At 64.9% G+C, this 25,903-nt stretch carries 18 protein-coding genes; 14 read left to right on the top strand and 4 right to left on the bottom strand.

Annotated features, from left to right (window positions below; all coding sequences use genetic code 11):
* Positions 1–85 precede the first annotated feature (85 nt).
* From KME82_RS15700 to KME82_RS15645, 12 genes are all read left to right on the top strand, one after another.
* Positions 86–1,177, top strand: a complete 1,092-nt coding sequence (locus KME82_RS15700) for an acetylornithine deacetylase (RefSeq protein WP_215494892.1) — start codon at positions 86–88, stop codon at positions 1,175–1,177.
* Positions 1,177–2,505 (top strand): acetylglutamate kinase, encoded by a 1,329-nt coding sequence (locus tag KME82_RS15695; protein ID WP_252255356.1) that lies wholly within the window; start codon positions 1,177–1,179, stop codon positions 2,503–2,505. Before KME82_RS15700 ends, KME82_RS15695 begins: the two co-directional genes overlap by 1 nt.
* Before the next feature lies 1 nt (position 2,506).
* On the top strand, positions 2,507–3,130 hold the full coding sequence (locus KME82_RS15690; RefSeq protein ID WP_215494891.1) for a GNAT family N-acetyltransferase: 624 nt from the start codon (positions 2,507–2,509) through the stop codon (positions 3,128–3,130).
* Positions 3,123–4,085: an N-acetyl-gamma-glutamyl-phosphate reductase gene (argC, locus tag KME82_RS15685; RefSeq protein WP_252255354.1), complete on the top strand. Its 963-nt coding sequence runs from the start codon at positions 3,123–3,125 to the stop codon at positions 4,083–4,085. The genes KME82_RS15690 and argC overlap by 8 nt, the downstream gene beginning before the upstream one ends.
* 249 nt (positions 4,086–4,334) lie before the next feature.
* Positions 4,335–5,672: a proline--tRNA ligase gene (gene proS / locus KME82_RS15680; RefSeq protein ID WP_215494889.1), complete on the top strand. Its 1,338-nt coding sequence runs from the start codon at positions 4,335–4,337 to the stop codon at positions 5,670–5,672.
* A gap of 20 nt (positions 5,673–5,692) precedes the next feature.
* Positions 5,693–6,982: an argininosuccinate lyase gene (argH, locus tag KME82_RS15675; RefSeq protein WP_215494888.1), complete on the top strand. Its 1,290-nt coding sequence runs from the start codon at positions 5,693–5,695 to the stop codon at positions 6,980–6,982.
* On the top strand, positions 6,979–8,235 hold the full coding sequence (proB, locus tag KME82_RS15670; RefSeq protein WP_252255352.1) for a glutamate 5-kinase: 1,257 nt from the start codon (positions 6,979–6,981) through the stop codon (positions 8,233–8,235). The genes argH and proB overlap by 4 nt, the downstream gene beginning before the upstream one ends.
* Positions 8,232–9,518 (top strand): glutamate-5-semialdehyde dehydrogenase, encoded by a 1,287-nt coding sequence (locus KME82_RS15665; RefSeq protein WP_215494887.1) that lies wholly within the window; start codon positions 8,232–8,234, stop codon positions 9,516–9,518. The genes proB and KME82_RS15665 overlap by 4 nt, the downstream gene beginning before the upstream one ends.
* A 650-nt stretch (positions 9,519–10,168) precedes the next feature.
* A complete protein-coding gene (locus KME82_RS15660; protein ID WP_215494886.1) occupies positions 10,169–11,038 on the top strand; it encodes a hypothetical protein in 870 nt (289 codons plus the stop codon).
* On the top strand, positions 11,035–11,394 hold the full coding sequence (locus KME82_RS15655; RefSeq protein ID WP_215494885.1) for a hypothetical protein: 360 nt from the start codon (positions 11,035–11,037) through the stop codon (positions 11,392–11,394). Before KME82_RS15660 ends, KME82_RS15655 begins: the two co-directional genes overlap by 4 nt.
* Before the next feature lie 449 nt (positions 11,395–11,843).
* A complete protein-coding gene (locus tag KME82_RS15650; protein WP_215494884.1) occupies positions 11,844–12,128 on the top strand; it encodes a hypothetical protein in 285 nt (94 codons plus the stop codon).
* A 1,068-nt stretch (positions 12,129–13,196) separates the two neighbouring features.
* A complete protein-coding gene (locus KME82_RS15645) occupies positions 13,197–13,613 on the top strand; it encodes a hypothetical protein (RefSeq protein ID WP_215494883.1) in 417 nt (138 codons plus the stop codon).
* 399 nt (positions 13,614–14,012) lie between these two features.
* On the opposite strand, the gene KME82_RS15640 is transcribed toward KME82_RS15645, so the two are convergent.
* On the bottom strand, positions 14,013–18,509 hold the full coding sequence (locus KME82_RS15640) for a hypothetical protein (RefSeq protein WP_215494882.1): 4,497 nt from the start codon (positions 18,507–18,509) through the stop codon (positions 14,013–14,015).
* Between the two features lie 298 nt (positions 18,510–18,807).
* Entirely contained in the window at positions 18,808–19,458 is a 651-nt protein-coding gene (locus tag KME82_RS15635; RefSeq protein WP_215494881.1) for a hypothetical protein, read from the bottom strand.
* A gap of 207 nt (positions 19,459–19,665) precedes the next feature.
* Here KME82_RS15635 and KME82_RS15630 point away from each other — a divergent pair, with 207 nt between their 5' ends.
* Positions 19,666–21,948, top strand: coding sequence for a CocE/NonD family hydrolase (locus KME82_RS15630; protein ID WP_215494880.1), 2,283 nt, complete (start codon positions 19,666–19,668; stop codon positions 21,946–21,948).
* A gap of 128 nt (positions 21,949–22,076) precedes the next feature.
* On the top strand, positions 22,077–23,288 hold the full coding sequence (locus KME82_RS15625) for a right-handed parallel beta-helix repeat-containing protein (RefSeq protein ID WP_215494879.1): 1,212 nt from the start codon (positions 22,077–22,079) through the stop codon (positions 23,286–23,288).
* Between the two features lie 106 nt (positions 23,289–23,394).
* Here the strand turns inward: KME82_RS15625 and pgaD are convergent, their stop codons facing one another.
* Together pgaD and pgaC are read right to left on the bottom strand one after the other, a co-directional pair.
* Positions 23,395–24,594 (bottom strand): poly-beta-1,6-N-acetyl-D-glucosamine biosynthesis protein PgaD, encoded by a 1,200-nt coding sequence (pgaD, locus tag KME82_RS15620; protein ID WP_215494878.1) that lies wholly within the window; start codon positions 24,592–24,594, stop codon positions 23,395–23,397.
* Between the two features lie 11 nt (positions 24,595–24,605).
* Entirely contained in the window at positions 24,606–25,865 is a 1,260-nt protein-coding gene (pgaC, locus tag KME82_RS15615) for a poly-beta-1,6-N-acetyl-D-glucosamine synthase (protein ID WP_215494877.1), read from the bottom strand.
* Positions 25,866–25,903: the final 38 nt, after the last annotated feature.

Below are 25,903 nucleotides of genomic sequence, written 5' to 3'. Positions count from 1 at the left end.
TTCGCGGGAGAGGGGACTCGACGCTCCATCGCACCGCAGTACCTCACCGCAACCATCACCGCCCGACACGACGAGCCCCCCACTCATGCTCCCCGACGTCCTCAACCACCTGCAGGCCCTGGTGTCCTACGACACCCGCAACCCGCCGCGCGAAATCGGCACCGGCGGCATCTTCGATTACCTGCGCAGCCAGCTCGACGGCTTCCGCATCGAAGTGACCGACCACGGCGCCGGCGCGGTGTCGATGCTCGCCGTGCGCGGCAACCCGCGCCGCTTGTTCAACGTGCATCTGGACACCGTGCCGTCCTCGGAAGCCTGGAGCGCCGATCCGCACAAGCTGCGGGTCACCGACGACCGCGCGATCGGCCTGGGTTCGTGCGACATCAAGGGCGCGGCCGCGTGTCTGCTGGCCGCGGCCGCGCAAACCACCGGCGATGCCGCGTTCTTGTTCAGCACCGACGAAGAAGCCAACGATGCGCGCTGCATCGCCGGTTTCCTCGCCACCGATCATGGGTTCGCCGAAGCCATCGTCGCCGAACCCACGATGTGCGAAGCCGTCCTCGCGCACCGCGGCATCAGCTCGGTGCAGATGCGTTTTCGTGGCGTCGCCGGTCATGCCTCCGGCGCCAATGCGATGCAGTCCAGCGCCTTGCATCAGGCGATCCGCTGGGGCGGCAAGGCGCTCGATCATGTCGAATCCCAGGCGCATCAGCGTTTCGGCGGGCTCACCGGCCTGCGTTTCAACATCGGCAAGGTCGAAGGCGGGATCAAGGCCAACATGATCGCCTCCAGCGCCGATCTGCGTTTCGGCTTCCGTCCGCTGCCTTCGCAGTCGATCGAGAGCCTGCACGAAATCTTCGCCAACCTGGTCGATCCGAGCGTGATCGAGCGCTACGAAGAAACCTTCAACGGCCCGTCGCTGCCGGCCGGCGATGTCGCCCGCGCCGAGGAGCGTCGCCTGGAGGCGCGCGATCTGGCCGACGCGCTGAACCTGCCGATCGGCAACGCGGTCGACTTCTGGACCGAGGCCTCGCTGTTCTCGGCCGGCGGCCTGACTTCGATCGTGTACGGCCCCGGCGACATCGCGCAAGCGCACACCGCCGACGAATGGGTCGCACTGGAACAATTGCAGCGCTACGCCGACAGCGTCGCGCGCATCATGGGGAGCAACGGGTAATGAGCGTGTCGATGGACAATCACCTGCAGACGCGACAGACCATCGTGCGGCTGCTGTCGAGCATGGCCAGCGCCAAGGAGATTTCGCAGTACCTCAAGCGCTTTTCCCAGCTCGATTCCAAGCGCTTCGCGGTGGTCAAGGTCGGCGGCGCGGTGTTGCGCGACGATCTGGCCGCGCTGACCTCGTCGCTGGCGTTCCTGCAGGACGTGGGCCTGACCCCGATCGTGATCCACGGCGCCGGCCCGCAGCTCGACGAGGAATTGTCGGCCGCCGGTATCGTCAAGCAGACCGTCAACGGCCTGCGCGTGACCTCGCCCGAAGCGCTGGCGATCGTGCGCCGGGTGTTCCAGGCGCAGAACCTCAAGCTGGTCGAAGCGCTGCAATCGGGCGATGGTCGTGCCACCTCGATCATCTCGGGTGTGTTCGAGGCGGACTACCTGGACCGCGACACCTATGGGTTGGTCGGCGAAGTGAAGAAGGTCAACCTCGCGCCGATCGAAGCCAGCCTGCAGGCCGGCTCGATCCCGGTGATCGCCAGCCTGGGCGAAACCGCGGGCGGGCAGATCCTCAACGTCAACGCCGACTTCGCCGCCAACGAACTGGTGCAGGTGCTGCAGCCGTACAAGATCGTGTTCCTGACCGGCACCGGCGGCCTGCTCGACGACAACGGCCGGGTGATCGACTCGATCAACCTGTCGACCGAGTACGAGCATCTGATCGAGCAGCCGTGGATCAACGGCGGCATGCGGGTCAAGATCGAGCAGATCAAGGACTTGCTCGACAAGTTGCCGCTGACCTCGTCGGTGTCGATCACCAAGCCGGCCGAGCTGGCCAAGGAACTGTTCACCCACAAGGGCTCGGGCACGCTGGTGCGGCGCGGCGAGCGCGTGCAGCAGGCGCAACGTTGGGATCAGCTGGATCTGGCGCGGCTGCGTTCGCTGATCGAATCGGCGTTCGGCCGCAAGCTGGTCGACGACTACTTCGAACGCACGGTGCTCAAGCAGGCCTATGTCAGCGAGAACTATCGCGCCGCGGTGATCCTGATCGAAGCCGAGGGCCGCACCTACCTCGACAAGTTCGCGGTGCTCGACGATGCGCAGGGCGAAGGCCTCGGGCGCGCGGTGTGGCAGGTGATGCGCGAGCAGAACCCGAGCGTGTTCTGGCGTTCGCGTCACGGCAATTCGGTCAACCCGTTCTACTATTCTGAATCCGACGGCTGCCTCAAGCAGGAGAAGTGGAAGGTGTTCTGGTACGGCATGGACGGCTTCGACGAGATCGCCGCCTGCGTCGATTACTCCAGCCGCCGCGCACCGACCCTGGAGGACTGAGATGAGCGAGCAGGGCAGCAGCGCCTGGAACGCGCAGCCGCGGTTGCGCGGCGAACACGTCGCGATGGAACCGTTGACGCGCGCACACGCCGACGGCCTGCGTGCCGCGGTGGCCGATGGCGCACTCGCGCGGCTGTGGTACACCAACGCGCCCGACGCCGACGGCGTGGACGCGTATGTCGAATCGGCGCTGACGATGCAGGCCAAGGGCGTCGCCTGGGCGTTCGCGGTGCTCGATGCGAACGGCGAGGTGGTCGGCAGCACCCGCTACTACGACATGGACGCGAGCGTTCCGCGGGTCCAGATCGGCTATACCTTCTATGCGTCGCGGGTGCAGCGCACCGGGCTCAACACTCAGGCCAAGTTGCTGTTGCTGACCCATGCCTTCGAGCAACTGGGCTGCATCAGCGTCGGCTTCGAAACCAGCTGGTTCAACCTGGCTTCGCGCGCGGCGATCGCGCGCCTGGGCGCCAAGCAGGACGGCATCATCCGCAACCACCGCCGCCACGCCGACGGCAGCGCGCGCGACACCGTCGCGTTTTCGATCATCGATGGCGAATGGCCGGCGGTGAAGCTTAATCTTCAGTACAAGCTGCAACACCATGGAGCCGGACAAGATGGCTAAGAGCATAGGCATCGTGGGCGCGCGCGGACACGTCGGCGCCGACCTGATCCGCCTGATCGCCGCGCATCCGCAGTTCGAGCTGGCGTTCGTGTCCTCGCGCGAACTGGCCGGGCAGAAGCTGGCCGATCACATCCCGCAGTACGCGGCCAAGAATCCCGAGCTGCTTTACGGTTCGCCGAGCCACGAGGAATTGCCGGGCCTGGGCGCCGACGCGGTGGTGCTGGCGCTGCCCAACGGCAAGGCCGCCGATTGCGTGGCCGCGTTCGATGCGGCCGGCGCCGAGCCGGTCATCATCGACCTGTCGGCGGATTACCGCTTCGACGACCACTGGTACTACGGCCTGCCGGAACTGACCCGCGCGGGTTATCACGGCCAGCGCCGGATCAGCAATCCGGGCTGCTACGCCAGCGCGATGCAGCTGGCGATCGCGCCGCTGCTCAACGTGCTCGAAGGCCCGGTGCAATGCTTCGGCGTGTCGGGTTATTCGGGCGCGGGCACCAGCCCGTCGGACAAGAACGATCCCGAAAAACTGCGCGACAACCTGATGCCGTACGCGCTGACCGGGCATATGCACGAGCGCGAAGTCACCCGCCATCTGGGCCATCCGGTCGAGTTCATGCCGCACGTGGCCGCGCATTTCCGCGGGCTGACGATCACCTCCAACCTTCACCTTTCGCGGCGTTTCGACCGCGAGGAACTGGTCGAGCACTATCACCGCCATTACGACGGCGAACCGATGGTGCGGGTGCTGGACGAAGCGCCGTGGGTCAGCAAGATCGCCGGCAAGCATCATGTCGACATCGGCGGCTTCACGATGTCGGAAGACGGGCGCCGGGTGGTGGTGGTGTCGACGCTGGACAATCTGCTCAAGGGCGCGGCGACGCAGGCGTTGCAGAATTTGAACCTCGCCTTCGGGTTTGAAGAGCTGGCAGGTATTGAGATCGAGGCTGCCTAAGCCGTTTTTGCTCTCGTTTTTTTGCTGTTGCCCCTCGCTGTTGCCCTTTGCTGTTGCCCCCTTTGACAAAGGGGGCGAACGGCCGCGAAGCGGACATGGGGGATTTGCTTTTGCTTTTGCTTTTGCTGTTGCCTTTGCTGTTGCCGTGAAGAGCAAAAGCAAATCCCCCCTAACCCCCCTTTTTCAAAGGGGGGAACTGCGGTGCGGCGATCGGGTAGGGCATCGCTGGTCTGAAGTTTTGGAGTCGTCATGCGTCTATCGCGTTATCTGTTGCCCACGTTGAAGGAAAACCCCGCCGACGCGCAGATCGCCTCGCATCGCCTGATGCTGCGCGCCGGACTGATCCGCCAGGAAGCCGCCGGCATCTACTCGTGGCTGCCGGCCGGCCTGCGCGTGCTGCGCAAGATCGAAGCGATCGTGCGCGACGAGATGAACCGCGCCGGCGCGCTCGAACTGCTGATGCCGACCCTGCAACTGGCCGACCTGTGGCGCGAAAGCGGCCGCTACGACGCCTACGGCCCGGAAATGCTGCGGATCAAGGACCGGCACGAGCGCGAGCTGCTGTACGGGCCGACCAACGAGGACATGATCACCGCGATCTTCCGCAACAACGTCAAGTCGTATCGCGCGCTGCCGATGAACCTGTACCACGTGCAGTGGAAGTTCCGCGACGAGCAGCGCCCGCGCTTCGGCGTGATGCGCGGGCGCGAGTTCCTGATGAAGGACGCGTACTCCTTCGACCTGGACGAGGCCGCCGCGCGTCGCTCCTACCAGCGCATGTTCGTGGCCTACCTGCGCACCTTCGCGCGCATGGGCATCCGCGCGATCCCGATGCGCGCCGAAACCGGCCCGATCGGCGGCGACCTGTCGCACGAGTTCCTGGTGCTGGCCCAGACCGGCGAATCGGCGGTGTACTGCGACCGCGCCGTGCTCGACCTGCCGATTCCCGCCGCCGACACCGATTACGACGGCGACCTGAGCGGCATCGTCCAGCAATGGACCACGCCGTATGCCGCCACCGAAGACGTCCACGACATCGCGCGTTTCGAACGCGAAGTGCCGACCGAACAACGCGTGCAGACCCGCGGCATCGAAGTCGGCCAGGTGTTCTACTTCGGCACCAAGTACTCCGCGCCGATGAAGGCGCTGGTGACCACGCCCGAGGGCGAGGAGCGGCCGATCCACGGCGGCTCCTACGGCATCGGCGTGTCGCGCTTGCTTGGTGCGATCATCGAGGCGAGCCATGATGAGGCCGGCATCGTCTGGCCCGATACGGTCGCGCCGTTCAACGTCGGCATCGTCAATCTCGATCCAACCGACGCGGCGATCGATCCAATCTGCACCGATCTGCAAACCAAGCTGCAAGCGCACGGCCTGGATGCACTCCACGACGACACCGACGAACGCGCCGGCGTGAAGTTCGCCCGCATGGACCTGATCGGCCTGCCGTGGCAGATCGTGGTCGGCAAGCGCGGCCTGAGCCGCGGCGTGGTCGAACTCAAGCGCCGCGCCGGCGGCGAACGCCTGGAACTGTCGCCGGCCGATGCGATCGCGTATATCGCCGCACACGTTTCTCCCTTGTCCTGATTTCCTATCGAGTCTTCCCCATGTCCGATCTGCTTTGGCAAAAACCCGGCGTCAAGGTCGACGCGCGCATCCAGAATTTCCTCGCCGGCGAGGACGTGATTCTCGACCGCGAGTTCTTCGTGTTCGACATCCAGGCCAGCCGCGCGCATGCGCAGGGCCTGCAGCAGATCGGCATCCTGACCAGCGAAGAGCTCGACGGCCTGTCGCGCGAACTGGACGTGTTGGCCGACGATTTCAGCGCAGGCCGCTTCGTGCTCGATGAGCGCTTCGAAGACGGCCATTCGGCGATCGAAGGCCGATTGATCGAACGCCTGGGCGACGCCGGCCGCAAGATCCACACCGGCCGCAGCCGCAACGATCAGATCCTGGTCGCCACGCGTCTGTGGCTGAAAGATCGCCTGGGCAAGCTGCACGCGCTGTGCCGCGAAACCGCGCAAGTCGCCCTCGCACGCGCCGACGCCGAACGCGCGCTGCCGATGCCGGGTTACACCCACCTGCAGCGCGCGGTCGTGTCCAGCGCCGGCATGTGGTGGGCGGCCTGGGCCGAGGGCTTCATCGACAACGCGGTGCGCGCGCGTCAAACGCTGGACTGGGTCGACGCCAATCCGCTCGGCAGCGCCGCCGGTTACGGCGTCAACCTGCCGTTGGCGCGCGATCACACCACCGCCGCGCTCGGCTTCGGCCGCATGCAGGTGTCGGCGGCCTATGCGCAGTTGTCGCGCGGCAAGTTCGAACTCGGCGCGATCGATGCGCTGTCGACCGCGGTGCTCGACCTGCGCCGGCTGGCCTGGGACCTGAGCCTGTTCACCAGCGCCGAGTTCGGCTTCGTCGCCTTGCCGGCCGAGTACACCACCGGCAGCTCGATCATGCCGAACAAGCGCAATCCCGACGTGATCGAGCTGATGCGCGCCAGTTACGCCAGCATTGCCGCCGGCCGCAGCGAGATCGAGCACCTGCTGTCGTTGCCGTCGGGTTATCACCGCGACCTGCAATTCTCCAAGGGTGCGATCTTCCACGCTTTCGGCCGCGGGCTGGGCGCGCTGGAACTGCTGCCGGACCTGCTGCGCAACCTGGAATGGAAACCGGAGAAACTGCGCGCCGCGCTCGATCCGTCGATGTACTCGACCGATCTCGCCGTCGACCTCGCGCGTCAGGGCCTGCCGTTCCGCGAGGCCTACAAGCAGGCCGCCGATCCGGCGCGCTGGGCGCAAGGCGATCCCGAAGCCAGCCTGGCCGCGCGCGTGTCGCCCGGAGCGGCCGCCGATTTGCGCCTGGATGAGTTGCAACGACGCTGGCAGGACCTGACATGACAGGCGCCGAGATGCATGGCGCGGCAGACGATTTTCCGGCGCAACCGTTGCCCGCGTGGCGCCGCGCCGTGCTCAAGGTCGGCAGCAGTCTGCTCGCGGGGTTCGCCGACCAGAGCGGCGGCGGCCTCGATCCGCGGTATGCCGCCGGGCTGGCGCGCTTCATCGCCGACGCGCGCGCGCAGCAGCGCGAAGTGGTGCTGGTGTCGTCCGGCGCGGTCGCCGCCGGACGCAGCCGCATCGAGGCCGGCGGCAACGGCATCGTGCTGCGGCAGGCGCTGGCCTCGCTCGGTCAGGCGTCGCTGATCGCGTTCTGGCAGGGCCTGTCGCCGGTGCCGGTCGCGCAGGTGCTGCTGACCCACGACGATCTGCGCAACCGCCGCCGTTATCTCAATGCGCGCGCCTCGCTGCGCGAGCTGTTGCGGCTGGGCGCGCTGCCGGTCATCAACGAAAACGACACCGTCGCGGTCGATGAGCTCAAGCTCGGCGACAACGACAACCTCGCCGCAGCGGTGGCGTCGCTGGTCGACGCCGATCTGCTGCTGATCGCGACCGACATTGGCGGCCTTTACAGCGGCCATCCGCAGCGCGATCCCACTGCGCGGCCGATCTCGCAGGTCGCCGCGGTCACGCCCGAGTTGCTGCTCGCCGCCAGCGGCGGCGCCGGCGCGCTCGGCACCGGCGGCATGCGCACCAAACTCGAAGCCGCGGCGAAAGCCGCGACCGCCGGCGTCGCCACCGCCTTGTTCTGCGGCCGCGATGCGCAGGTGGTGGCCGCGCTCAGCGAAGGCCGCCTGCACGGAACATTGGTCGCCGCGCGTACCGATCGCCTGCGCGCGCGCAAGCAATGGCTGCGGCATGCGCCGGCCAACGGCTGCCTGCGCATCGACGCCGGCGCGATCGCCGCGCTGCACGAGCGCGGCGCCTCGCTGCTGCCGGGCGGCGTGGTCGCGGTCGAAGGCGAGTTCCGCCGCGGCGACGTGGTTGAACTGCGCGCGGCGGGCGAGGGCAGCGCGGTACTGGCGCGCGGCCTGGTGCAATACAACTCGGTCGAGGTCGGCCGGCTCAAGGGCCGCCACAGTCGCGATATCGAAGCGCTGATCGGATTCCGCTACGGCGAATCGCTGGTGCATCGCGACGATCTGGTGCTGCTCGAACGCGCAGACACGACGGCGGCTTCGCCCGGACCGACCCAACCCTTCGACGACGACGCATCCGATGCGCCGGTCGCACCGTCACCGGAGCTGTCGCAATGAGCGGCTATGTACGAGCTTTGGCGGAACAGGCGCGCGCGGCCTCGGCGGTGCTGGCGTCGGTGGACGGCGCCATGCGCCGCCGCCTGATCGAAGCGATGGCCGCGCAACTCGACGGATCGAGCGAGCGCGTGCTCGCGGCCAACGCCGAGGACCTGCGCCGCGGCATCGAGGCGAAGCTCAGCGATGCGATGCTGGACCGGCTCAAGCTCGACCCGGCGCGACTGGGCGCGATCGCCAACGCCTTGCGCGAAGTCGCCGCGCAGCCCGATCCGCTGGGCGAAGTGACGCGTCGCGAGCAACGCCCGAACGGTTTGCTGATCGAACGCCAGCGCGTGCCGCTGGGGTTGATCGCGATGATCTACGAAGCCCGCCCTAACGTCACCGCCGACGCCGCGGCGCTGTGCCTGAAGGCCGGCAACGCGGTGTTGCTGCGCGGCGGCTCGGAGGCGCGTGCGAGCAACGCCGCGATCGCCGCCTGCCTGCATGCGGCGCTGCGCGAACACGGCCTGCCCGAGGCGGCGGTGTCGCTGATCGAAGACACCGCGCGCGAACATGTGCTGGAACTGTTGCAGTTGTCCGACCTGATCGACCTGGCGATCCCGCGCGGCGGCGAAAGCCTGATCCGCTTCGTCGCCGAGCACGCACGCGTGCCGGTGATCAAGCACTACAAGGGCGTGTGTCATCTGTACGTCGACCGCGCCGCCGATCTCGATCTGGCGGTGAATCTGTTGATCGACGGCAAGACCTCGCGTCCCGGCGTGTGCAATGCGCTGGAAACCGTGCTGGTGCATCGCGACATCGCGCCCGCTTTCGTCCCGCGTGCTCTGGCGGCCCTGGCCGATCGCGGCGCGCAAGTGCGCGGCTGCGAACGCATCCGCGCTCTGGCCCACGAGGCCGGCATCGACGTCGCCGCCGCCGATGAAAGCGACTACGCCGCCGAATACCTCGACCTCATCATCGCCGCTCGTGTAGTCGACGACCTCGATGCCGCGCTGGCGCATATCGCCCGTTACGGCTCCGACCACACCGAAGTCATCGCGACCGCCGACACCGCGACCGCCGAGGCCTTCGTCCGCCGCACCCGCAGCTCGGCGGTAATGGTCAACGCCTCCTCGCGCTTCAACGACGGCGGCCAGCTTGGCCTGGGCGCCGAGATCGGCATCTCGACCACGCGCCTGCACGCCTACGGGCCGATGGGCGTGGAATCGTTGACCATCGAGCGCTTCGTGGTGCGCGGGGAAGGGCAGGTGCGGCATGCGGAGTCGCTGACCAACCGGAGTTGAGAACGACGAGCGGGTCTGATCCAGCCTGAGCGGTTTCTCCCCGCGACGTTCGCCTTGTAACCTGCGGCATCGCCCCCTGGTGCTATTGCGGCGAAGACAGGGATACCGCGACTCCGTGTCGAGCCGCGATGGCCTCGGGTTCCGCTTTCGCCTCCAGCTTGCGTCGTATGCGAGGTCACGCGGTCGCGGCTTGCGCCGCTCCTACAGGGAGCTTGCCGCGAATGTGCGTATCTCCCTGTAGGAGCGGCGCAAGCCGCGACCGCACTCCCTCCCGTTCGCGCCGTATGCCGCAGGCAAGCGCTTACCAACGGCTATACCTGTCGAACAACACGCGACCGACCGACAGCCGTCGGCCGTATTTCCAACAAGCAGGCACCGCCTGCGACACGTCATGCATCGAAACGCTCCGTCGAATCCACCGTTCGTCGGCGTCAGCGACTTCACCCCAGGACGGCTGTCCTCATGGCGATCGTTCGCGCGTTACGTCATTAAAGGCGCTATCGGAGCCCCGCCGGGGTGCGGCATCCGCGCCTGCACGGTGAGAATCCCCGGTCGGCTTTATCACTCGTTGGGGGCACGACATGCAGCCAGCCTTTCGATCTCGTGAAGCAAAAACACGGCGCTCCGACACGGGCATCCGCCGAGGCGGCATGGCCTGCCTCGCAATAGCGCTGTTGGCGCTGGCCGGATGCGCCACGGCGCCGAAGGTCGACCAGATCCCGCAGTTCCGCCAAGGCGTGGTGGTCGCCGATCAACAAACCACGCAAGCGTTCGTGGAGATCAATTCGTTCCTGCGCGAACGGCAGATCGACCGGGTGGTGCTGCAGCCGTCGATCAACGAAACCCAGTTCATCACCGTGCTGGCGCCGGAAGACGTCGAGAAATGGCATCGCGCCTTCGGGCTCATGGACACGTACGCACAGTCGCTTCAGGCCCTGCTGGACCCGAAGATCCGGGCGGGCGTGGAAGACGAACTCGTCGGCCTCGGGGAAGCGATCGGCACCGTGAGCGACGAGCAACTGCCCAGCGGCGTCGCGGCGGGCTTCTCGACGCTCGGCGGCCTGCTGGTGCAGATCAAGACCGAGCGCGACGCGATGGCGGCCATCCGCAAGGCCGATCCCGGCGTCCAGGCCGTGTTCAAGACCATGATGGCCGCCATCGGCGAAAACAAGGACGACGCCATTCGCGGCACGGTGCGAAGCTCCTGGCAGGTGGTCCTGGCCGGCAAGTCGGTGGCGTTCCTGCGCGCCAAGAGCGAGGCCGACAAACGCGCGATCAGCCTGAGTTACGTCGCCACGCTCGATCAGCGCGATGCGCGCGATCTGTCGCTGGTGTCGCTGCGTCGATCCCTCGGCCTGCTGGCCGACGCGCACGCGGAGCTGGCGGCCGGGCGCGCCAACGGGGCGCGCGATCTGCTGGGCATCTTGCAGGCGGAGCACGCACGCTGGGCCGATCGGCAAAAACAGATCGAACAAGCCCGCAGCGAAGAAGCGGCCAAGCATGACGGAGCATCGCAATGAACAACCCCGCAACGACCGCGCCCCAGATCAACACCGGCGTAAAGGGCCTGCACAAGGCGCTGATCGCGCAACAAGAAGCGCTGATGGATCGTCTGGGTACGGTGCAGTCGGCGGACGAAGCCGATGCCCTGGTTCGCGAAATGCACGAGATCAACTTCCGCGTGATGATCTGCGGCAGCCTGCTGTTCAAGCAAACCAGCGCCCAGATCGACACCGAAGTGGGCAGCGTGATCGCGGCGACCAGCGACCTCGAATCGGCCATCGCGACCGCGAACAAGATCACCGCGGTGATCAAAGCGGTCAGCAAGTTCCTGGGGCTGGTCGACAAGGTGCTGGACAAGATCAAGCTGGTTTGACTTCTGTGCGTCTCCCCCTGTAGGCGCGCCGTAAGTCGCGGCCGCGAACCCTCCAGATCGCACGCATGTGCGTCTCGCCCTGTAGGAGCGCCGCAAGTCGCGACCGCGAACCTTCCAGATCGCGCCGAGCGCCACGTTTGCGACACCGCCCACCCACGAACATCGACTAAGACTTGTCTGATTTACAGTCGCTGGCAGCCTGCGCAAAGTCGCAATCAAGGAGCGTCGAAACTCCCGCACACATAACGGTTCCCACCTTCGTTAATGGTGGGTTTTTCATGTCTGATGGTTAGGCATGGCGACGCGTTCACCTGCGTCGGGAGGGCGGCTAATACAACACCCGCAAGGGGAATACGCCCGCCGGTTATGTGCGGTTTCGAACCTCCCGACACCCGCCGGTCGCATATCGCGCCGCGCGGGTTCCCCATCGCAGGAAAGGAGTGCCGCGTATGCCCCGAAAACCCGACCCCACACCCCCGCAAGACGGGGTGGTGATGCCCGCCGACGCCTTCAAGGCGCTGTCGGCCTTCCACCAGGAACTGCACGGCATCGTGCGCACCTTGCAGCCCGACGTGCTGGCCGCCATCGGCTATCCCGCCAGTTCCAACCACCAGCTGCTCCGCGACATCTTCCAGGCCCTGGCCCAACGTCTGGCGCCGGTCGTGGACGCCTGCGTGCGGACACCCGGCGGCGGCGACTCGCACGGGCCGTCGCCTGGGCCGCGCCTGCACTGACGCGCATCGCCCCGGCTCACCCGCCGGGCAGGGCGGGGCGACGGCGGCCCGCCGAGCCCCACCCGTGAGCCGTTGGGCCTCGGCGGCGTCCCGCGCAGCCCCGATCGCAAAGCAAAAAGCCTTGCGCGCAAAGCCAAATGCCCGGGACGCAACCCGTTGCGCTCGGTCCTCCGCCCGATCGACCCCGACCGCAAGCCGCAACGCCCCAGCCGCCGCCTCGCCCATCCCGACCGCCGAGCCCAACCCCTTGCGCGCGCTCCGCCGACCCTTGCGCGCAACGGTCCAAAGCTTGTGATCGCAAGCCAATTTGCTCTGCGCGCAAGCCGTAAGGGCGGCGCGCAAGGCGCGATGGCTTGCGCTTGCACCGGTGAGCCTTGCGGCCCGAGCGCAGAGGCTTGCGATCGCAACACGATGCGCCTTGCGCGCAAGCGCGAAGCGTCGCGGCCGGGTAGGGCGATGTTGCGGTCGAAGGTTCAGGCATCGTGCGCAAAGCGCAGAGCCTCGCGATAGGGCTTCCCGGCTTTGCGCGTCGGGCTTCACGCGTCGCGCGCAACGCTTTGATCCTTGCGAGCCGACCGTCCCGGCCGGCGTCGACCCACTCCTTAGCCAAGGATGACCATAACCCAGAACCCGGTCGGCTCCATCTTCCAGCGAGGCGCTGGTTAACTGCGATCACGCACTAAACGCGTCGGACGCTCACCTGACTGACCGGGCGGCACCGACCTTCGACCTGCGCAGCCAACGCACCAGGCTGATCGAAGCGCAGCTTCGGGCACCCGATAACTTTCTGCGGTACCACGCACGCGATACGCTTTGGCTCTGGCAGAGCCCGTGCCGCCAAGTAAACGTCGGCCTGCCCGTAAAGGCACGAGATGGCCGACGACCGATGCTAGGGCCGGGCATGCGGGCGCAGGAAGGAGCGGCGTGGCAGCCAAATGCGATCGGTGGTTCTGGCAAGGCGCCTTGCGATCATCTTCGTTGTTCATGTGCGCAACGCCGCGATGGCGCCAAGCGGAAGGTGTGGGAATGGCGAAGTACATTTTTCTGACCTAAGCAAGGAGCCCACTGATGAACGACACAGCGCTCGGCGCGCGTTTCGCCGGCACCGATCCCCAGGCCAAGACCCGACAGGCCGCCGAGGCGGCGGTGCAGGCGCTCGACTCCCTGCATGCCGTGTCGCCCGGCGCCGCCGACTTGATCGGGCAGGCGGCCGCCGGTTACCTCGATGGCGTCGGCAAACTCGCTCTGCTCAGTCAGGCGATCTTGCTGAAGCAAATGACCGGCGGCGCGCCGCCCGATACGAGCAAGCAGCAGGCGATAGAAGACGCAATCGGCGTGCTCGCCACCGACCACCTCATGGGCATAGCCGCCGCCATCGCCGCGGCGGCGGGTGCAATCGCCGCCGGAACAAGCAGTTTCCCCGTCGATCAGATCGACCACAACATCGCCAAGTACGCCGAGTTCTTGCGCAAGGGCGGGGGCTGAGCGTCTGCGCTTGAGTGCGGTCTGCGAGCGCGAGTCGATACGTGGCGGGATGCTGAGATAGGCCCGGCGTGGAGCCGCAGTCGTCGGCTACACCATGGAGAGCGCGGGGGTTTAGGTGACCCAAAAACCCGATATAACCGTCCTTCGGAAGGGCCGGCATGGTGGAGCGTTGAGAATTGTCGTCGCCGTTGTTCTTCCGATAGTGACGACGGCCGCTTTCGATCAGTACCGGGCGTCGTGAGGGTAACCGGAACTCTTCCCCGGTTAAGAAATGCCTTCCTCATGCTACGAAGCTCGACCTGACTCTGTGCTCCGCACTGGCTTCGGGAGAAAACTAGATTGGCTCGCAGCGCCAACGTTCCTCTCGCCCTTTAGGCCTCGCAAATAGCAGGCCCAAGTTCACCAAGGTGTCTCCCAGTCAAAGCTCTTGATTCGGCGGCCGTCGAATGCAATTAAACTCCCGAACCAACGGCGCGTGCACTCTTTATATCCGCCTGTGGGCCAAGCGCTACGTTCCGCCGAGACGAACCAAAGGCAGCCAAGTTGATGTTCGACAAGCAAGCGCTCAAGCGTATCCCTGCGGATCGTGACTGAGTGGCCGCTCTCCTGTCCTTTATGGTGAACAATAACGGCCCTACCGACATGATCCACAGTTGTGTTAGGGGAGAGTGAAGTTGGCGGCGCCAAGCTCAATAAGCCAAGGAGACCCTGGCTTGGCAATCGTAGATTCACTCCGTCTGGGCGCGACGCATCCAAGTGACTCTCCCAAGAGTATTCCACCACTGGCTCAAGCGCGGATACGTCACCTGGCAGTCTCTTGCCAGGTGACCATTCAAGGCTGGGCCAAGTTGCTCGCCAACCGTACTCGCCGAGGTAAGGTCCGTCAGTCAGCTCGGACGGCTCCCAATGATGCGCGTTGCGATCCCTGGCCACCACCAAGGCGTCATATGTGGGCCGAAGTTCCTTCTGCGCCACGATAAGACAGTGAACGAACTGAAATCCCTCTCGCCGGAGTCCAATCTCCCGCCGTACGAAGTCCCGATCAGAGAATCGTTCCACCGCCCTTTGAAAGGAATGAAGAGTGACCCACTCCTCATTTCCGGGGGCTGTGCGAAAGATGGCATTCCTGGCGGAGTGCCAAGGATCGTTTTGTATCGCCCAAGTGGTGAGCTGATCGTCTGAGATCGAACGCATGTTGAAGTCGAGCTTCCACCACTTGCTTTCCGGCAAGGCTTGTATATCGGCATCTGCAGCTAGCGTGGGATCCAGGTCTCGCTGGAACGCCGTATCGGTCGGGTAGGAGTAACGTTTGGGTTGCTCGCCAGAATTGCCTTTGAGCCAATGCGTGTCACTCAGCCAAGCCAGAAGCTCGTATAGCGCGATCCACTGGTACTTCTTACCAACGCGCTCGATGCGCGCCCGTTGCCGGCCATGATCAGACGGTGTGCGGTCATCGCCGAATCGCTCCTTAGTCCAGCCTAAGCTATAGGCTCGCGCAGTCACCCATCGCTGTGCCCATCTAGGATCGAAGGTTGCTGGTTCACGATTGCCACGATTGCCAAGGAGGAAGTGGGATGCATCCTTTACATAGCGATTTCGTTCCTCATGAGTGAGCAGAGCGAGGAACGCATCCTCACACTCTTGCAATGTCTCTGTTGCCGCCTCTAAGCGCGTCTTCGTAATCTTGAAACCACCCTCGACGCTACCGAACCTGAAGCTCCAGACATCCTTGGTGGCCTTCTGAAGCGCCTCGAAAGCCAACTCGCGTTCGAGGTTAATGGTGGCCACCTCGACGACGAACAGATCGAATCGGTTGAGCTTCGAGAGCGGAGCTGGCTCATCAAGCTTGGTCGCTGAGAAATCGTTAACAGCAGACACAATTTCGTAGCGCCCAAAGTCGCCATGCTCTCCGCAGCTCCAAAGAATGCTGTGGTCGCCGAGCTTCTCTTTCCGCTTCTCCAGAACAGCTTGGCTTGGAGCGCGAAACGCCTTGGTTGGGAATGGGGGGCGAGCTTTCGCCATGTTCACTGCGGTAGGCAGTCGACCGCGAGCCTGCGCCACTTCAAGAACCCCAAGCGCGTAGTCGCGTGCGAGCAGGTGCTGCGGGGGCGCTCGATTGTTGAAGACCAGATCAAATGTCGTCACCGCCATCGTCTCGAGGATGGGGTCATCTCCGAGCTGGCAGGCCGCACCGTAGGACGCTGCTAGCAGGCGCTCCAGCACGTAGAGGTCGTCCACCTCCACCATCATCGTGAGCAAGTCGTGGTGTATCGATGGCACTTCCCGAAGGAGTCGGCACAAACCTCTCGTCGCGGTATCCCGGAGGTAGCGGCTAGTAGATGAGCAGAGCCAAGTCAGCGTGATTGCGACTAGCCGCAGCATCTTGGGTTCTGCGTGATCCAGCTTTCCACCGTTGGCCCACTTCAGAAGACGGTGGACAGGGTGTTCGTCGTCTTCTGCCGCGAAGGCGATCACCCGTGACCATTGCTGGTCGCGCCGATTGAGGCCCCAGCGCCACAGGTTTCGGTGCAACATGTTCGCATTCCACGGGTGCTCCGGGACTGCGGCAACTTCCAGCAGTAACCCGAGAGAATCACTGTCTAGTTTGTCGATCGAATTGAGGAGCGTAAGCGAACGATCTGTGAAGGTTAAGTGGCCCGCTTGCGATGTGATCGCTCGCCATCGGACGCTTTGTGTGAAGCCCTCTTGAATACCCCACTCGCGCCACCAACGGTCCGCTCCACCCGGCAGCGCGTCAACCAACTCCATGTCGAAAGTCTCGGGGATTTGGATCGATAGAGCTTCGAAGAGCCCTGACCACTCGTAACGCTTCGGGCTGGACATAAGCCATTCGAGTGGCCCACTCGCGGTAAAAAGGCTCGTGGCGTCTGTCGCGCCAGAGAGGGACGCTTGAACAAAAAGGTGATCCTGGAACCGCTGGAACGCGATTCTGGCCACATCATCCGGAGCCACAAAGGAACTGTTCTCCTGGGCATTTGGGTCAGGATCGAGTCGCACAATTCCGTTACGCACGAGGACCTCAAGCCACGTCATTCCTGCTGGTGGAGTCCGCGGCGCAAAGGTCTGGGTGACGATTAGATCGGCTTGGCTTCGCGGAACGTAGTCGAGCTTTGTGCGCGCCATCTCTTGAGCGAGCCTCTGCAGAGCGCGCCGCAGCTCGATCGAGAGATTGGCAGGCTCAGCAGATACCGGTAGCAGGTTGCCGCCGATGCTATCGAGATAAAATCCCAGAATGTTCAATGCTCCCCGCAAGCCCCGAGGGAACACAAAGACCCGCTTCAGGAGAAGGGCATCCGAAGCCGCTTTGAGAAAGAGGGGATGCGAGAATTCCGGAGCGAGCAGAGGGCCAGCAGGCCGAACTATTCCTCGACGATCCAGGTATTGAATCGCCGCAGCTTCCTGCTCCTCAAACTTAGTGAAGCCGTGAAGCTCGACCTTTGGATAGACATCCAAGATCGGCTTGGGGATCGCAAACGGTACGTACTCAGTCCGGCAGGCAACAATAACCGCGACGTTCGGGTACGGCGCAATGCTTTCGATGAAGCCTGCCAGATGACTCCGCCAGAGATTGGCCCCAGCGCCCTCGTTGACGGCATCGACGAGGATCAGCGTCCTAGAGCCGGTCGCTTCGCCAGCCGCATCTAATGCACCAAAGAGTTCATCCCGCGGCCATCCAGACAAGCCGAGCGACCGTTCACATTGGTCCCACGGGTTGCCTTGAGCGAATTGCTGGCCCAGGAAGAGTAGGGCAGGCCTCCCCTCCGCTACCGAACGGTTGGCTTCGGCAGCGAGCATATGGGACTTCCCCGTGCCAGCCTCCCCGGTGACGAGCAACATCCGGCTAGAATCCCCGCGGAAGGCAACGGACGCCAGAAGGCGGGCAAGGTCACTGAGCGCCTCCTGAGCCTTGCGAATGCTGTACTTAAAATGCGCCTGATGATCCGAATTGGACCGTAACTTTGCCTCGCTCTCCTGAGCGACGCGTTCCTGTTTGCGAAGCTCCTCGTCCAAGCCGTCTAGAAGCTGTTCGGCTGCTCGTGCGTCTGAGAGCCACTGCTCGACATCCCACTCCGTGGTCGTAGGCGCTCCGACAGCATCGGCTATCGCATGCACACGCTTCAGTGCGTGGTCAGCGCGCTCCGCGGCCTCCCGTACGTCATCGGACAGGGTCGCTGAGGTCCCCCCAACACGATGCTTCCAGGTAGCCTCGACAGTCCGAAGCAACCGGGCACGAAGGGTTGCCGTCCTCGCCAGACCATCGAAGGCTAGTGAGGCAGCGACGTCGACGTGGTGGTCAGGCGTGTATCGCTCGCCGAGATCGGCGCTTGCTATCCGAACTTGGTCGGCAAACCAGGGGAGGCCGAGCACGTCGGTCCCGAACCAATACCTCGCCAAGCCGGCAGCGCTTGGCTGTCCCAACCAGTCAATCAAGTCGGAGGCAGTGATCGGCTCGAACGAGACCTTGCGCCCCAGAGCTAGCGCGTCCGCCTCCCAGCGCTTCACGTGTTCATCCCACGTGGCCCACCCAGTCCGGCCCCGTCCCTTTACCCCGCCTTTGTCTGTCAGATCGCACGCAATTGCGATTTGGTAGACGTTGACCTCCGGGCGGTGTTTTAGCGTTGTCGCTATGCTTTCGTCGATCTGCGCCCAGTCGATGTCCCGAACGCGAAGGAAGTACTTGGCTTGGATACCGATGGACGAGCCGTCGTTCTTGAGCCACAGAGCCTCGACACCAGCGTCGCCACCTGCACCCTCGATCCGCCTAAACTCCTTGGCGTCCAGCGGTGGGCGGCGACGCGCCAGTTGGACAACAAGTTCTTCAAAACCGTTATTCTGAGACCCTCGATGCGGCCGAACAGAGATGAAATCTACCATTCCTCACCCTGGCGCGATTGTCCGTAGTAGGGGTTGATGCAAGATTAAATTGCTCGATCTCGAGGCCGATTCTGACACGCGTCGTCGGCAGTTCGCGCTGCGTCGAAAGTACTCACGGAGTCGAACGTGCCCTGGCTGGGAAACTCGGTCAGAGCATCTTCCGACGGTCAGGTTTGGGTTGGTAGCGGACATCAACATCAACTCAGTCTCCTCACCGGGTCCCATAGTCGCTATCGGCAATGAGCGAGCACCGCCAACCAAACCGAGAAGGCAATGTCCGACGTGTTCAACATCGACACTACGGCTTAGTCCGCTCAGGATCACGTTCCACGCCCGGCCGCCCCTTTCCGACCACCTCGACGCCCAGCACCCGCTTGAAATCGTGGGGCGACAGACTGTCGCCGGAGGGCAGCATCGCGCAGCTGCCGCAGGGCCCTTGCTCGCTGCCGATGCAGGTTCCTGAGCATTCGTAGATCGTCGAGCCGGTGGGCTCTTGCTTGCTCAGCTTGCAGGGATTGGACCCGCTGGGTGCGCATGCGCCGCTGCACCCGCAAGCCAGTGTCTGGATGGAGTTGTCGCGCGCGACGATCGTGAGCGCCGCCAGTTTTCCCGACGCGTCCGGCTTCTCTTTGAACTTGACGCCCTTGGGAATTCGAACGGCCTTCACGACCTGCGGCGTCTTGTCCGACACGGCGGCGGTTGGGCGCTCGGGTTTTGATGAAACCCCGGGGCTGGCCGCGGTCGACGCGCGTGTATCGCAGCCGAGCAACGCGATCGCCACCACCATCAACATCCATACTCGGTTCATGACCGTCCCTTGCCTGGGAAGATATTCTTTCCTACGAAGATTGGGCTGGGTAACGGACACGGGAGCGTCTTGAATCAGGCGCATGCCCGCTGCCGCCTGATAGTGCGGCAATGGGCGTCGGCACGCCTCGCGGTTGCTCATGTCCGGCGGGTCCACGCGTTGGTCCGTCGTGCCTGGCCCGATGTCGCGCCGCATCCGAACGGTTTCGCTCCGGCCATCCCCGGCTTCGTCGCATCGGTCCACTCCGGAGACTTCGGCCGGCGCGTTCGTAGCCCGGCCATGCGACCATTTCGCCCGTTCGCTCATCCATAGCGTTACGGCCGCCCTTCGCGGCCAGGGGAGAAAGGGATGCTTCGCGCTGTCGCGGTGTGTTGTGTGGTGCTGTCGTTGCTGTCCGGCCCGGCGTTCGCCGCCCCGGACTATCCATTTCCCACCGCTGCGGTCGAGAACCGCGCCGAGCTTGGCCGGGCGATGCCCAGGCTCGCCGAGCAGGTGCTCGCCGATTACGCCGATACGGACCGGGTGCGTTACCTGGGCAATGCCGCGCGCTTGCAGATCGTCGCGGGGCAGTACGCGCGGGCATTGGCGTCGATCGAGGAACTGCGCCGGTTGTCGCCGCTCGGCGGGCCGCCGCAGCAGCGCGCGATGATGGCGCAGTACGAGATCTATGCGGCCAGCAAGCAGTTGCAGGCGCGCGCGCGGGTCGATTTCGATACGGCGTTCCGGCGCAGTTTCCAGGCGGCGTTCGGCTCGATGGACGATCGCGCCGCGGCCATCGCGATACGCGGGTTCGGCGGCGATCAGTTCGATCTGGCATCCGAGCAGCAGGCGGTGGACGCCGCGCTGTCGGCGCAGAAGGACAAGCCGCGTATCGATCAGGCGGCGGCGTTGGCGCTGGTTCGCCTGTACATGATCGCCACGGTCTACGGCGACTTCAAGGCGCAGGCGGCGCAGTTGCTGGCGGCCGACGATGCGCGGCGTTACCTGATCCAGGGCGATGTGGCGGTACGCACGCCCGACGGTGCGACCGTGTGCGCGCTGATCGTACGCCAGCGCGCGGCGCCGGCCAGGCTCACCACCTTGCTCAACTTCACCATCTACGCCAACCCGGCGACGATGCTCAACGAAGCGCGGCGCAGTGCGTCGAACGGCTACGCGGGCGTGACCGGGCTCAGTCGCGGCAAGGGCTGCAGTCCGGATACGCCGGTGCCGTACGAGCACGACGGCGCGGATGCGGCGGCGTTGATCGACTGGATCGCGGCGCAGGACTGGAGCGACGGGCGGGTCGGCATGTACGGCGGCAGTTACGAGGGTTTCACGCAATGGGCCACGGCCAAACACCGGCCGAAAGCGCTCAAGGCGATGATGCCGTCGGTGACCGGCGCGCCCGGGATCGACGTGCCGATGGAAGGCGGCATCTTCTACGGCTTCCAGCATTACTGGCCGTTCTATGTCGCCAACAACAAGACGCTGGACAACGCACCGTTTCAGGACAACGCGCGTTGGCGGCGGATGTTCCGGCAGTGGTATGTCGAGGGCGGCGCGTATCGCGAACGCGACAAGCTCGATGGAACCCCCAATGTGTTGTATCGGCGCTGGCTCGATCATCCCGACTACGACGCGTATTGGCAGGGCATGATTCCGTATCGCGAGGAGTACGGCGCGATCGATATTCCGGTGTTGACCACCACCGGGTATTTCGACGGCGCGCAGATCGGCGCGCTGCATCATCTGCGCGAGCACTATCGCTATCGGCCCAAGGCCGAGCATTACCTGGTGATCGGGCCTTACGATCATTTCAGCGGCCAGCGCGGCACGGTGGTGGCCGGCAACACGGTGCGCGGGTATACGGTCGATCCGGTCGCGCAGATCGACATGGGCCAGTTGCGCTACCAGTGGTTCGATTATGTGTTCAAGGGCGCGCCCAAGCCGGCGTTGCTGAAGGATCGGATCAACTACGAGGTGATGGGCGCCAATGTCTGGAAGCACGCGCCGTCATTGACGGCGATGGGGCCGCGGCGGCTGCGCCTGCATTTCGGCGCGGCGCGCGAGGACGGCACCTGGGTGCTGAGCGAGAAGGCGTCCAGGAACGTGGCGCCGATCGTGCAGACCTTGAATCTGGCCGAACGCGGCGATGTCGATCGGATCAGCCCGGGCGGCAATGCGGTCGACAAGGCCATCGACACCGTCGGTAGCGTGGTGCTGGTCAGCGAGCCGTTCGCGCAGGCGGTGGAGTACAGCGGCTTGTTCGGCGGGCATCTGGAACTCAAGACCAACAAGCGCGATCTCGACCTGCATGTCGATCTGTACGAGCTCACCGCCAAAGGCGAGTACGTCGAGTTGGCGCGGTATCAGTCGCGCCTGAGTTATCAGGGGCATCCCGAGTATCGCCGGTTGCTCACGCCGGACCGGCGCGAGCGTTTCGATTTCAGCGCGGGCCGGCTGGGCAGCCGACAGTTCCAGCCCGGCAGTCGAGTGGTGGCGCTGCTGTGGCCGGGCAAGTCACCGCAGGATCAGATCAATTACGGCAGCGGCAAGGATGTCAGCGACGAGACGCTGGCGGATGCGGGGGAGCCGTTGCGGATCGAGTGGTTGGGTGGCAGTTGGTTGGAGGTGCCGTTGGCGAAGTAGCGTTCGGATCGCTCAGCCGGCGGTCTTCGGGGCCTCGCGTGAACGTCTCATTCTCTGCGGCATGCAGGGCGCAAAGTCGTGCATGTCGACTCTATCGACGGCAATGACGCCCAACAGGAGAGTGAGCAATGACTACGAATCTATTCGCCGAGTCCGGTTCCCCGGGCTCGGTGCAACAAAGCCAGAGCCTGGACGGCGACGGCGTGTCCGTTTCCGTGCTGGATTTTATTCCCGTGGCGCTTCATGCCGGTATTCGCGCGGCCACCAATACCACTGCGTTGCGCGACTACATCGAGGACGCCATCGCTTCGCGCGCCGACGATGTGCTGATGGAACTGGTGTTCCCGCCGGGCAGCTATTACCTCGGCTCCAATCCGATCCGCGTCAACCGCAGCAACATCGGCATTATCGGCCATTCCGCCGGCCTGTCCTCGGATTCGGCCACCGCGAACCACATCGAAATCGGCGACGGCGTCACCGCCCGGGCGAACATCAACGTGCGCGGACTGACCTTCGAGAAAACGGTGGTTTCCACGGGCGGCTATGCGGTCAGCATGGATCTTGTGACCAACGCCAGGGTCGAACGCTGCGTCTTCTACGGCAACAACAAGCTCTATGGCGGCGTGAAGTGCCATCGCACCATTCGCGTCAAGATCATCAACAACGACGGCGAAAACTTCGCGCCGAACGGCAAGGGCGTGCTTTGGACCGGTACTGCGTCCAGTCACAGCATCGACCTGCATGTCCGCGACAACGAGTTCTATACCATCGCGTCCGGCATTGGTCTGGATGTGCAGGATTATTGCGAAGGCTTGTATTGCCGGCAGAACACGTTCTTCGCCTGCGGGGCGGCTGGCGTTTCCATCGCCGGCGCGACCGAGGCGTCGACCCTGCTGTCGTACAAGATCGATCTCAATGACCTGGATTCGTGCGGGTTCGGCATCTACATCAACTATGCCGACAATATTTCCATCGGCGTCAACTGGTTCTCGGCCAATACCTCGGCGAGCATCCGCCTCGACAGCGGCGCTGCTGGCGTGGTGGTGACTGGCAACCAGATTTATGGCAACGGCCACGTCGGCATCCAGTGCGAGGCGGACGACGTCAACATCGTCGGTAACCTGATCACGGCATGCACGGATGGCGTGGTGCTCGGCGCTGCTTGCGTGGGCGCCACGCTCAGCGGCAACAGCATCAACGGCAATGCCGGTTATGGCGTCAACCTGCTGTCCAATCCGAACAGTGTCACCGCAGTGGGCAATACCGTCCGGGCCAACACCCTGGCCAACATCAGCAGCGGCGGTACCAACTTGAACGTTGCGAGCAATCTGACCACGTGAGAGCGGGGTGGGGGCGAGCCGGTCGCCCCCTTCTTTTGACGCGTGCGGTAACGCGGCGAGTTGGAGATTCGGGCTTCTTCGGTTGGTGTGGTGGTTGGATTTATGGTCAGTCCCGTGGCTTGAACTCCACCGGCACGATCACCACCGCGGCGATCGCCTTGCCGTTGCGCACCGCCGGCGCGAAACGCCAGGTGCGCACGGTGTTGACCGCGGCGCGGTCTAGGTCGCGGTAGCCGCTGCGCTTGACGATGGCGACGTTGAGCGCGCGGCCGTCGGCCGATACCTGCACTTTCAACTTCACCAGGCCGCCTTCGCGATGACGCTGCGCTTCCAGCGGGTACGGCGGTTTCGGGCTGAATCCCGGCAGCGGGCGCGGTTTGGCGTTGGCGGCGAGGGGCTTGGCGTTCGCGCGGGGTTTGCTGCGCCCGCGGTCGGCGTCGGCGTCGGCGCGCTCGGCTTCGGCTTTTTCCACCGCCGCAGCGATCGCCCTGGCGAGTTTGATCGGTTCGTCGGACAGGCGCGTCACCATCGCCTGGGTCTGCTCGGCGAGTTGCTCGGCGCTCAACGCGGGCCGGTCGATGCCGGGCGTGCCCTCGACATCCTGCATCGGCGCGCTGCTTTCCATCTGCCGGTAGGCCTGCGAGACCAGCAGCAACACGCCGACCACCAGCGCGATCGTCGCCAGCGCCAGCACCACCATCCAGCCGTTGCCGGGCGCGGCCTGACGGGTGAAGCGCGGCATCGGCGCGGTCGGCGGGAACGGCTGCGCGGGCAGGGTGGGCGTGACCGCGGTGACCGAAAGCGGCACGGCGTGGTTCGGGTCCATGTGCAGCACGCTGACGCGGCCGGCGTTGAGCGCCTGCGCCACCTGCGCATCGGCGCCGAGCCCGCGTGCGACTTCCTCCAGACCCACTTCGCGCTGTTGCCCGCGCCGCTCGCTGCTCTTGGCGGCGAAGCGCCAGCGGTTGTACTCGGCCCAGATCAGCAGCAGCGCGACCACCACGCCGGCGGTGGCGGGCAGGGCGAGCATCAGGAACGGGTCGACTTCGTGCTTGCGCAGGTACAACTCCGAGGCGACGCTGCGGATGCCGAGCAACCACATCACCAGGGTCACCACCGGCGTCCACAGATACAGGTACGCCAGCCAGAACGCGCCGGTGATCACGCCCCACATCGTGCGCGGCAGCGCGCGCTGCGCGCCGGGTTTCTGGATCAGGCGCGAGTCGTGCTTGTGCGCGTTCGGATGGATCTTGACCGGCCGGCCGGAGCCGCCTGCGCTGGCGGCATTGCGAATATCCGTATTCATCTGATCCGTACTCATCGGATGCCCCGATCCGGGCTGACCCAGGTCGCGCGGGTGCCGCGGCGCTTGAGCAGCGCCTTGGGCACGGCGGTGACCGTGGTCGCGAAGCTCAACAGCCAGTACGCCATCGGGTACCAGATCATCCAGTAGTAGTTGCGGCCCACCCCGGTTTCGTAGCGGCGGTCGATGATGATGCTGGCGGCGAACTGCAGCAGGCAGATCAGCGCCAGGATCACGCCGTGCCACGACGGCAACAGCGTGGTCACGCGCAACTGCACCGGCAGTTCGACGAACAGGCCGATCGCCCACAAGGCGATGATCAAGGCCATGGTGTAGGCCCAGATGACGCTCAGCACGTACTCGGCCAGCACCACCCACATGCGGCGCTTGCGCCACGAGAACAGGTCGCGAGTGTGGCGCATCAACACCTCGACGCCGCCCTGGGCCCAGCGCAGGCGCTGTTTCCACAGGCCCTTGAGGGTTTCGGGCATGAGGATGAAACACATCGCGTTGGGTTCGTAGCGGATGTCCCAGTGGTCCATCTGCAGGCGCCAGCTGATGTCGATGTCCTCCGTGACCATGCTGTCGGACCAGTAGCCGATCCGGTGCAGGGCGCTGCGCCGGAACGCGCAGATCACTCCGGACACGGTGAAGATGCGGCCGTACACGCGCTGCGCGCGCTTGATCATGCCGATGATCGAGGAGAACTCGCCGACCTGCAGGCGGCCGAGCAAGGTCGAACGGTTGCGGATGCGCGGGTTGCCGGTGACCGCGCCGACCCGCGCGCCCTGGCACAGGTGCCAGACCATCCAGTGGGTCGCGTATTCGTCGAGCAGCGCGTCGCCGTCGATGCAGACCAAGTACTCCGAACGCGCGGCGAGCGCGCCCATGCGCATCGCATTGGCCTTGCCGAGATTGCGGTCCAGATGCACCACGCGCAGTTGCGGGTGCTGCGCGGCGAGGCGGTTGAGCTTGTCGCCGGTGTCGTCGCGGCTGCCGTCGTTGATCGCGATCACTTCGAACTGCGGATAGCGCTGGGCCAGCGCGGCGGCGATGGTTTCGTGGACGTGATCGCCTTCGTTGTGGCACGGGATCAGGATCGACACGAACGGCGCGTCGTCCATCGCCGGCGGCGTGGTCCGCGGCAGCGAACCGCGTTCGCGGCGGAAGTAGTAGTACAGCCCGCCGGAAATCCAGAAGAACGACATCACGATCGGGTAGAAGAACGCGAACTGGAACAGCAAGGCGAGCAGCGGGCTGGCGGCTTGATTCATGACGGTCTCGGGACGATCGATCCGATGCGCTGGGCGGC

The sequence above is a fragment of the Lysobacter capsici genome, assembly GCF_018732085.1.
Lineage (GTDB): Bacteria > Pseudomonadota > Gammaproteobacteria > Xanthomonadales > Xanthomonadaceae > Lysobacter > Lysobacter capsici_A.
This window is presented reverse-complemented; position numbering and strand designations above follow the sequence as displayed.

What these genes read in the sequence shown, in the direction of transcription:
- KME82_RS15700 (WP_215494892.1), top strand. Translation starts at nt 86, where the DNA reads ATGCTCCCCGACGTCCTCAACCACCTGCAGGCCCTGGTGTCCTACGAC.
- KME82_RS15695 (WP_252255356.1), top strand. Translation starts at nt 1,177, where the DNA reads ATGAGCGTGTCGATGGACAATCACCTGCAGACGCGACAGACCATCGTG.
- KME82_RS15690 (WP_215494891.1), top strand. Translation starts at nt 2,507, where the DNA reads ATGAGCGAGCAGGGCAGCAGCGCCTGGAACGCGCAGCCGCGGTTGCGC.
- argC (WP_252255354.1), top strand. Translation starts at nt 3,123, where the DNA reads ATGGCTAAGAGCATAGGCATCGTGGGCGCGCGCGGACACGTCGGCGCC.
- proS (WP_215494889.1), top strand. Translation starts at nt 4,335, where the DNA reads ATGCGTCTATCGCGTTATCTGTTGCCCACGTTGAAGGAAAACCCCGCC.
- argH (WP_215494888.1), top strand. Translation starts at nt 5,693, where the DNA reads ATGTCCGATCTGCTTTGGCAAAAACCCGGCGTCAAGGTCGACGCGCGC.
- proB (WP_252255352.1), top strand. Translation starts at nt 6,979, where the DNA reads ATGACAGGCGCCGAGATGCATGGCGCGGCAGACGATTTTCCGGCGCAA.
- KME82_RS15665 (WP_215494887.1), top strand. Translation starts at nt 8,232, where the DNA reads ATGAGCGGCTATGTACGAGCTTTGGCGGAACAGGCGCGCGCGGCCTCG.
- KME82_RS15660 (WP_215494886.1), top strand. Translation starts at nt 10,169, where the DNA reads ATGGCCTGCCTCGCAATAGCGCTGTTGGCGCTGGCCGGATGCGCCACG.
- KME82_RS15655 (WP_215494885.1), top strand. Translation starts at nt 11,035, where the DNA reads ATGAACAACCCCGCAACGACCGCGCCCCAGATCAACACCGGCGTAAAG.
- KME82_RS15650 (WP_215494884.1), top strand. Translation starts at nt 11,844, where the DNA reads ATGCCCCGAAAACCCGACCCCACACCCCCGCAAGACGGGGTGGTGATG.
- KME82_RS15645 (WP_215494883.1), top strand. Translation starts at nt 13,197, where the DNA reads ATGAACGACACAGCGCTCGGCGCGCGTTTCGCCGGCACCGATCCCCAG.
- KME82_RS15640 (WP_215494882.1), bottom strand. Translation starts at nt 18,509, where the DNA reads ATGGTAGATTTCATCTCTGTTCGGCCGCATCGAGGGTCTCAGAATAAC.
- KME82_RS15635 (WP_215494881.1), bottom strand. Translation starts at nt 19,458, where the DNA reads ATGAGCAACCGCGAGGCGTGCCGACGCCCATTGCCGCACTATCAGGCG.
- KME82_RS15630 (WP_215494880.1), top strand. Translation starts at nt 19,666, where the DNA reads ATGCTTCGCGCTGTCGCGGTGTGTTGTGTGGTGCTGTCGTTGCTGTCC.
- KME82_RS15625 (WP_215494879.1), top strand. Translation starts at nt 22,077, where the DNA reads ATGACTACGAATCTATTCGCCGAGTCCGGTTCCCCGGGCTCGGTGCAA.
- pgaD (WP_215494878.1), bottom strand. Translation starts at nt 24,594, where the DNA reads ATGAATACGGATATTCGCAATGCCGCCAGCGCAGGCGGCTCCGGCCGG.
- pgaC (WP_215494877.1), bottom strand. Translation starts at nt 25,865, where the DNA reads ATGAATCAAGCCGCCAGCCCGCTGCTCGCCTTGCTGTTCCAGTTCGCG.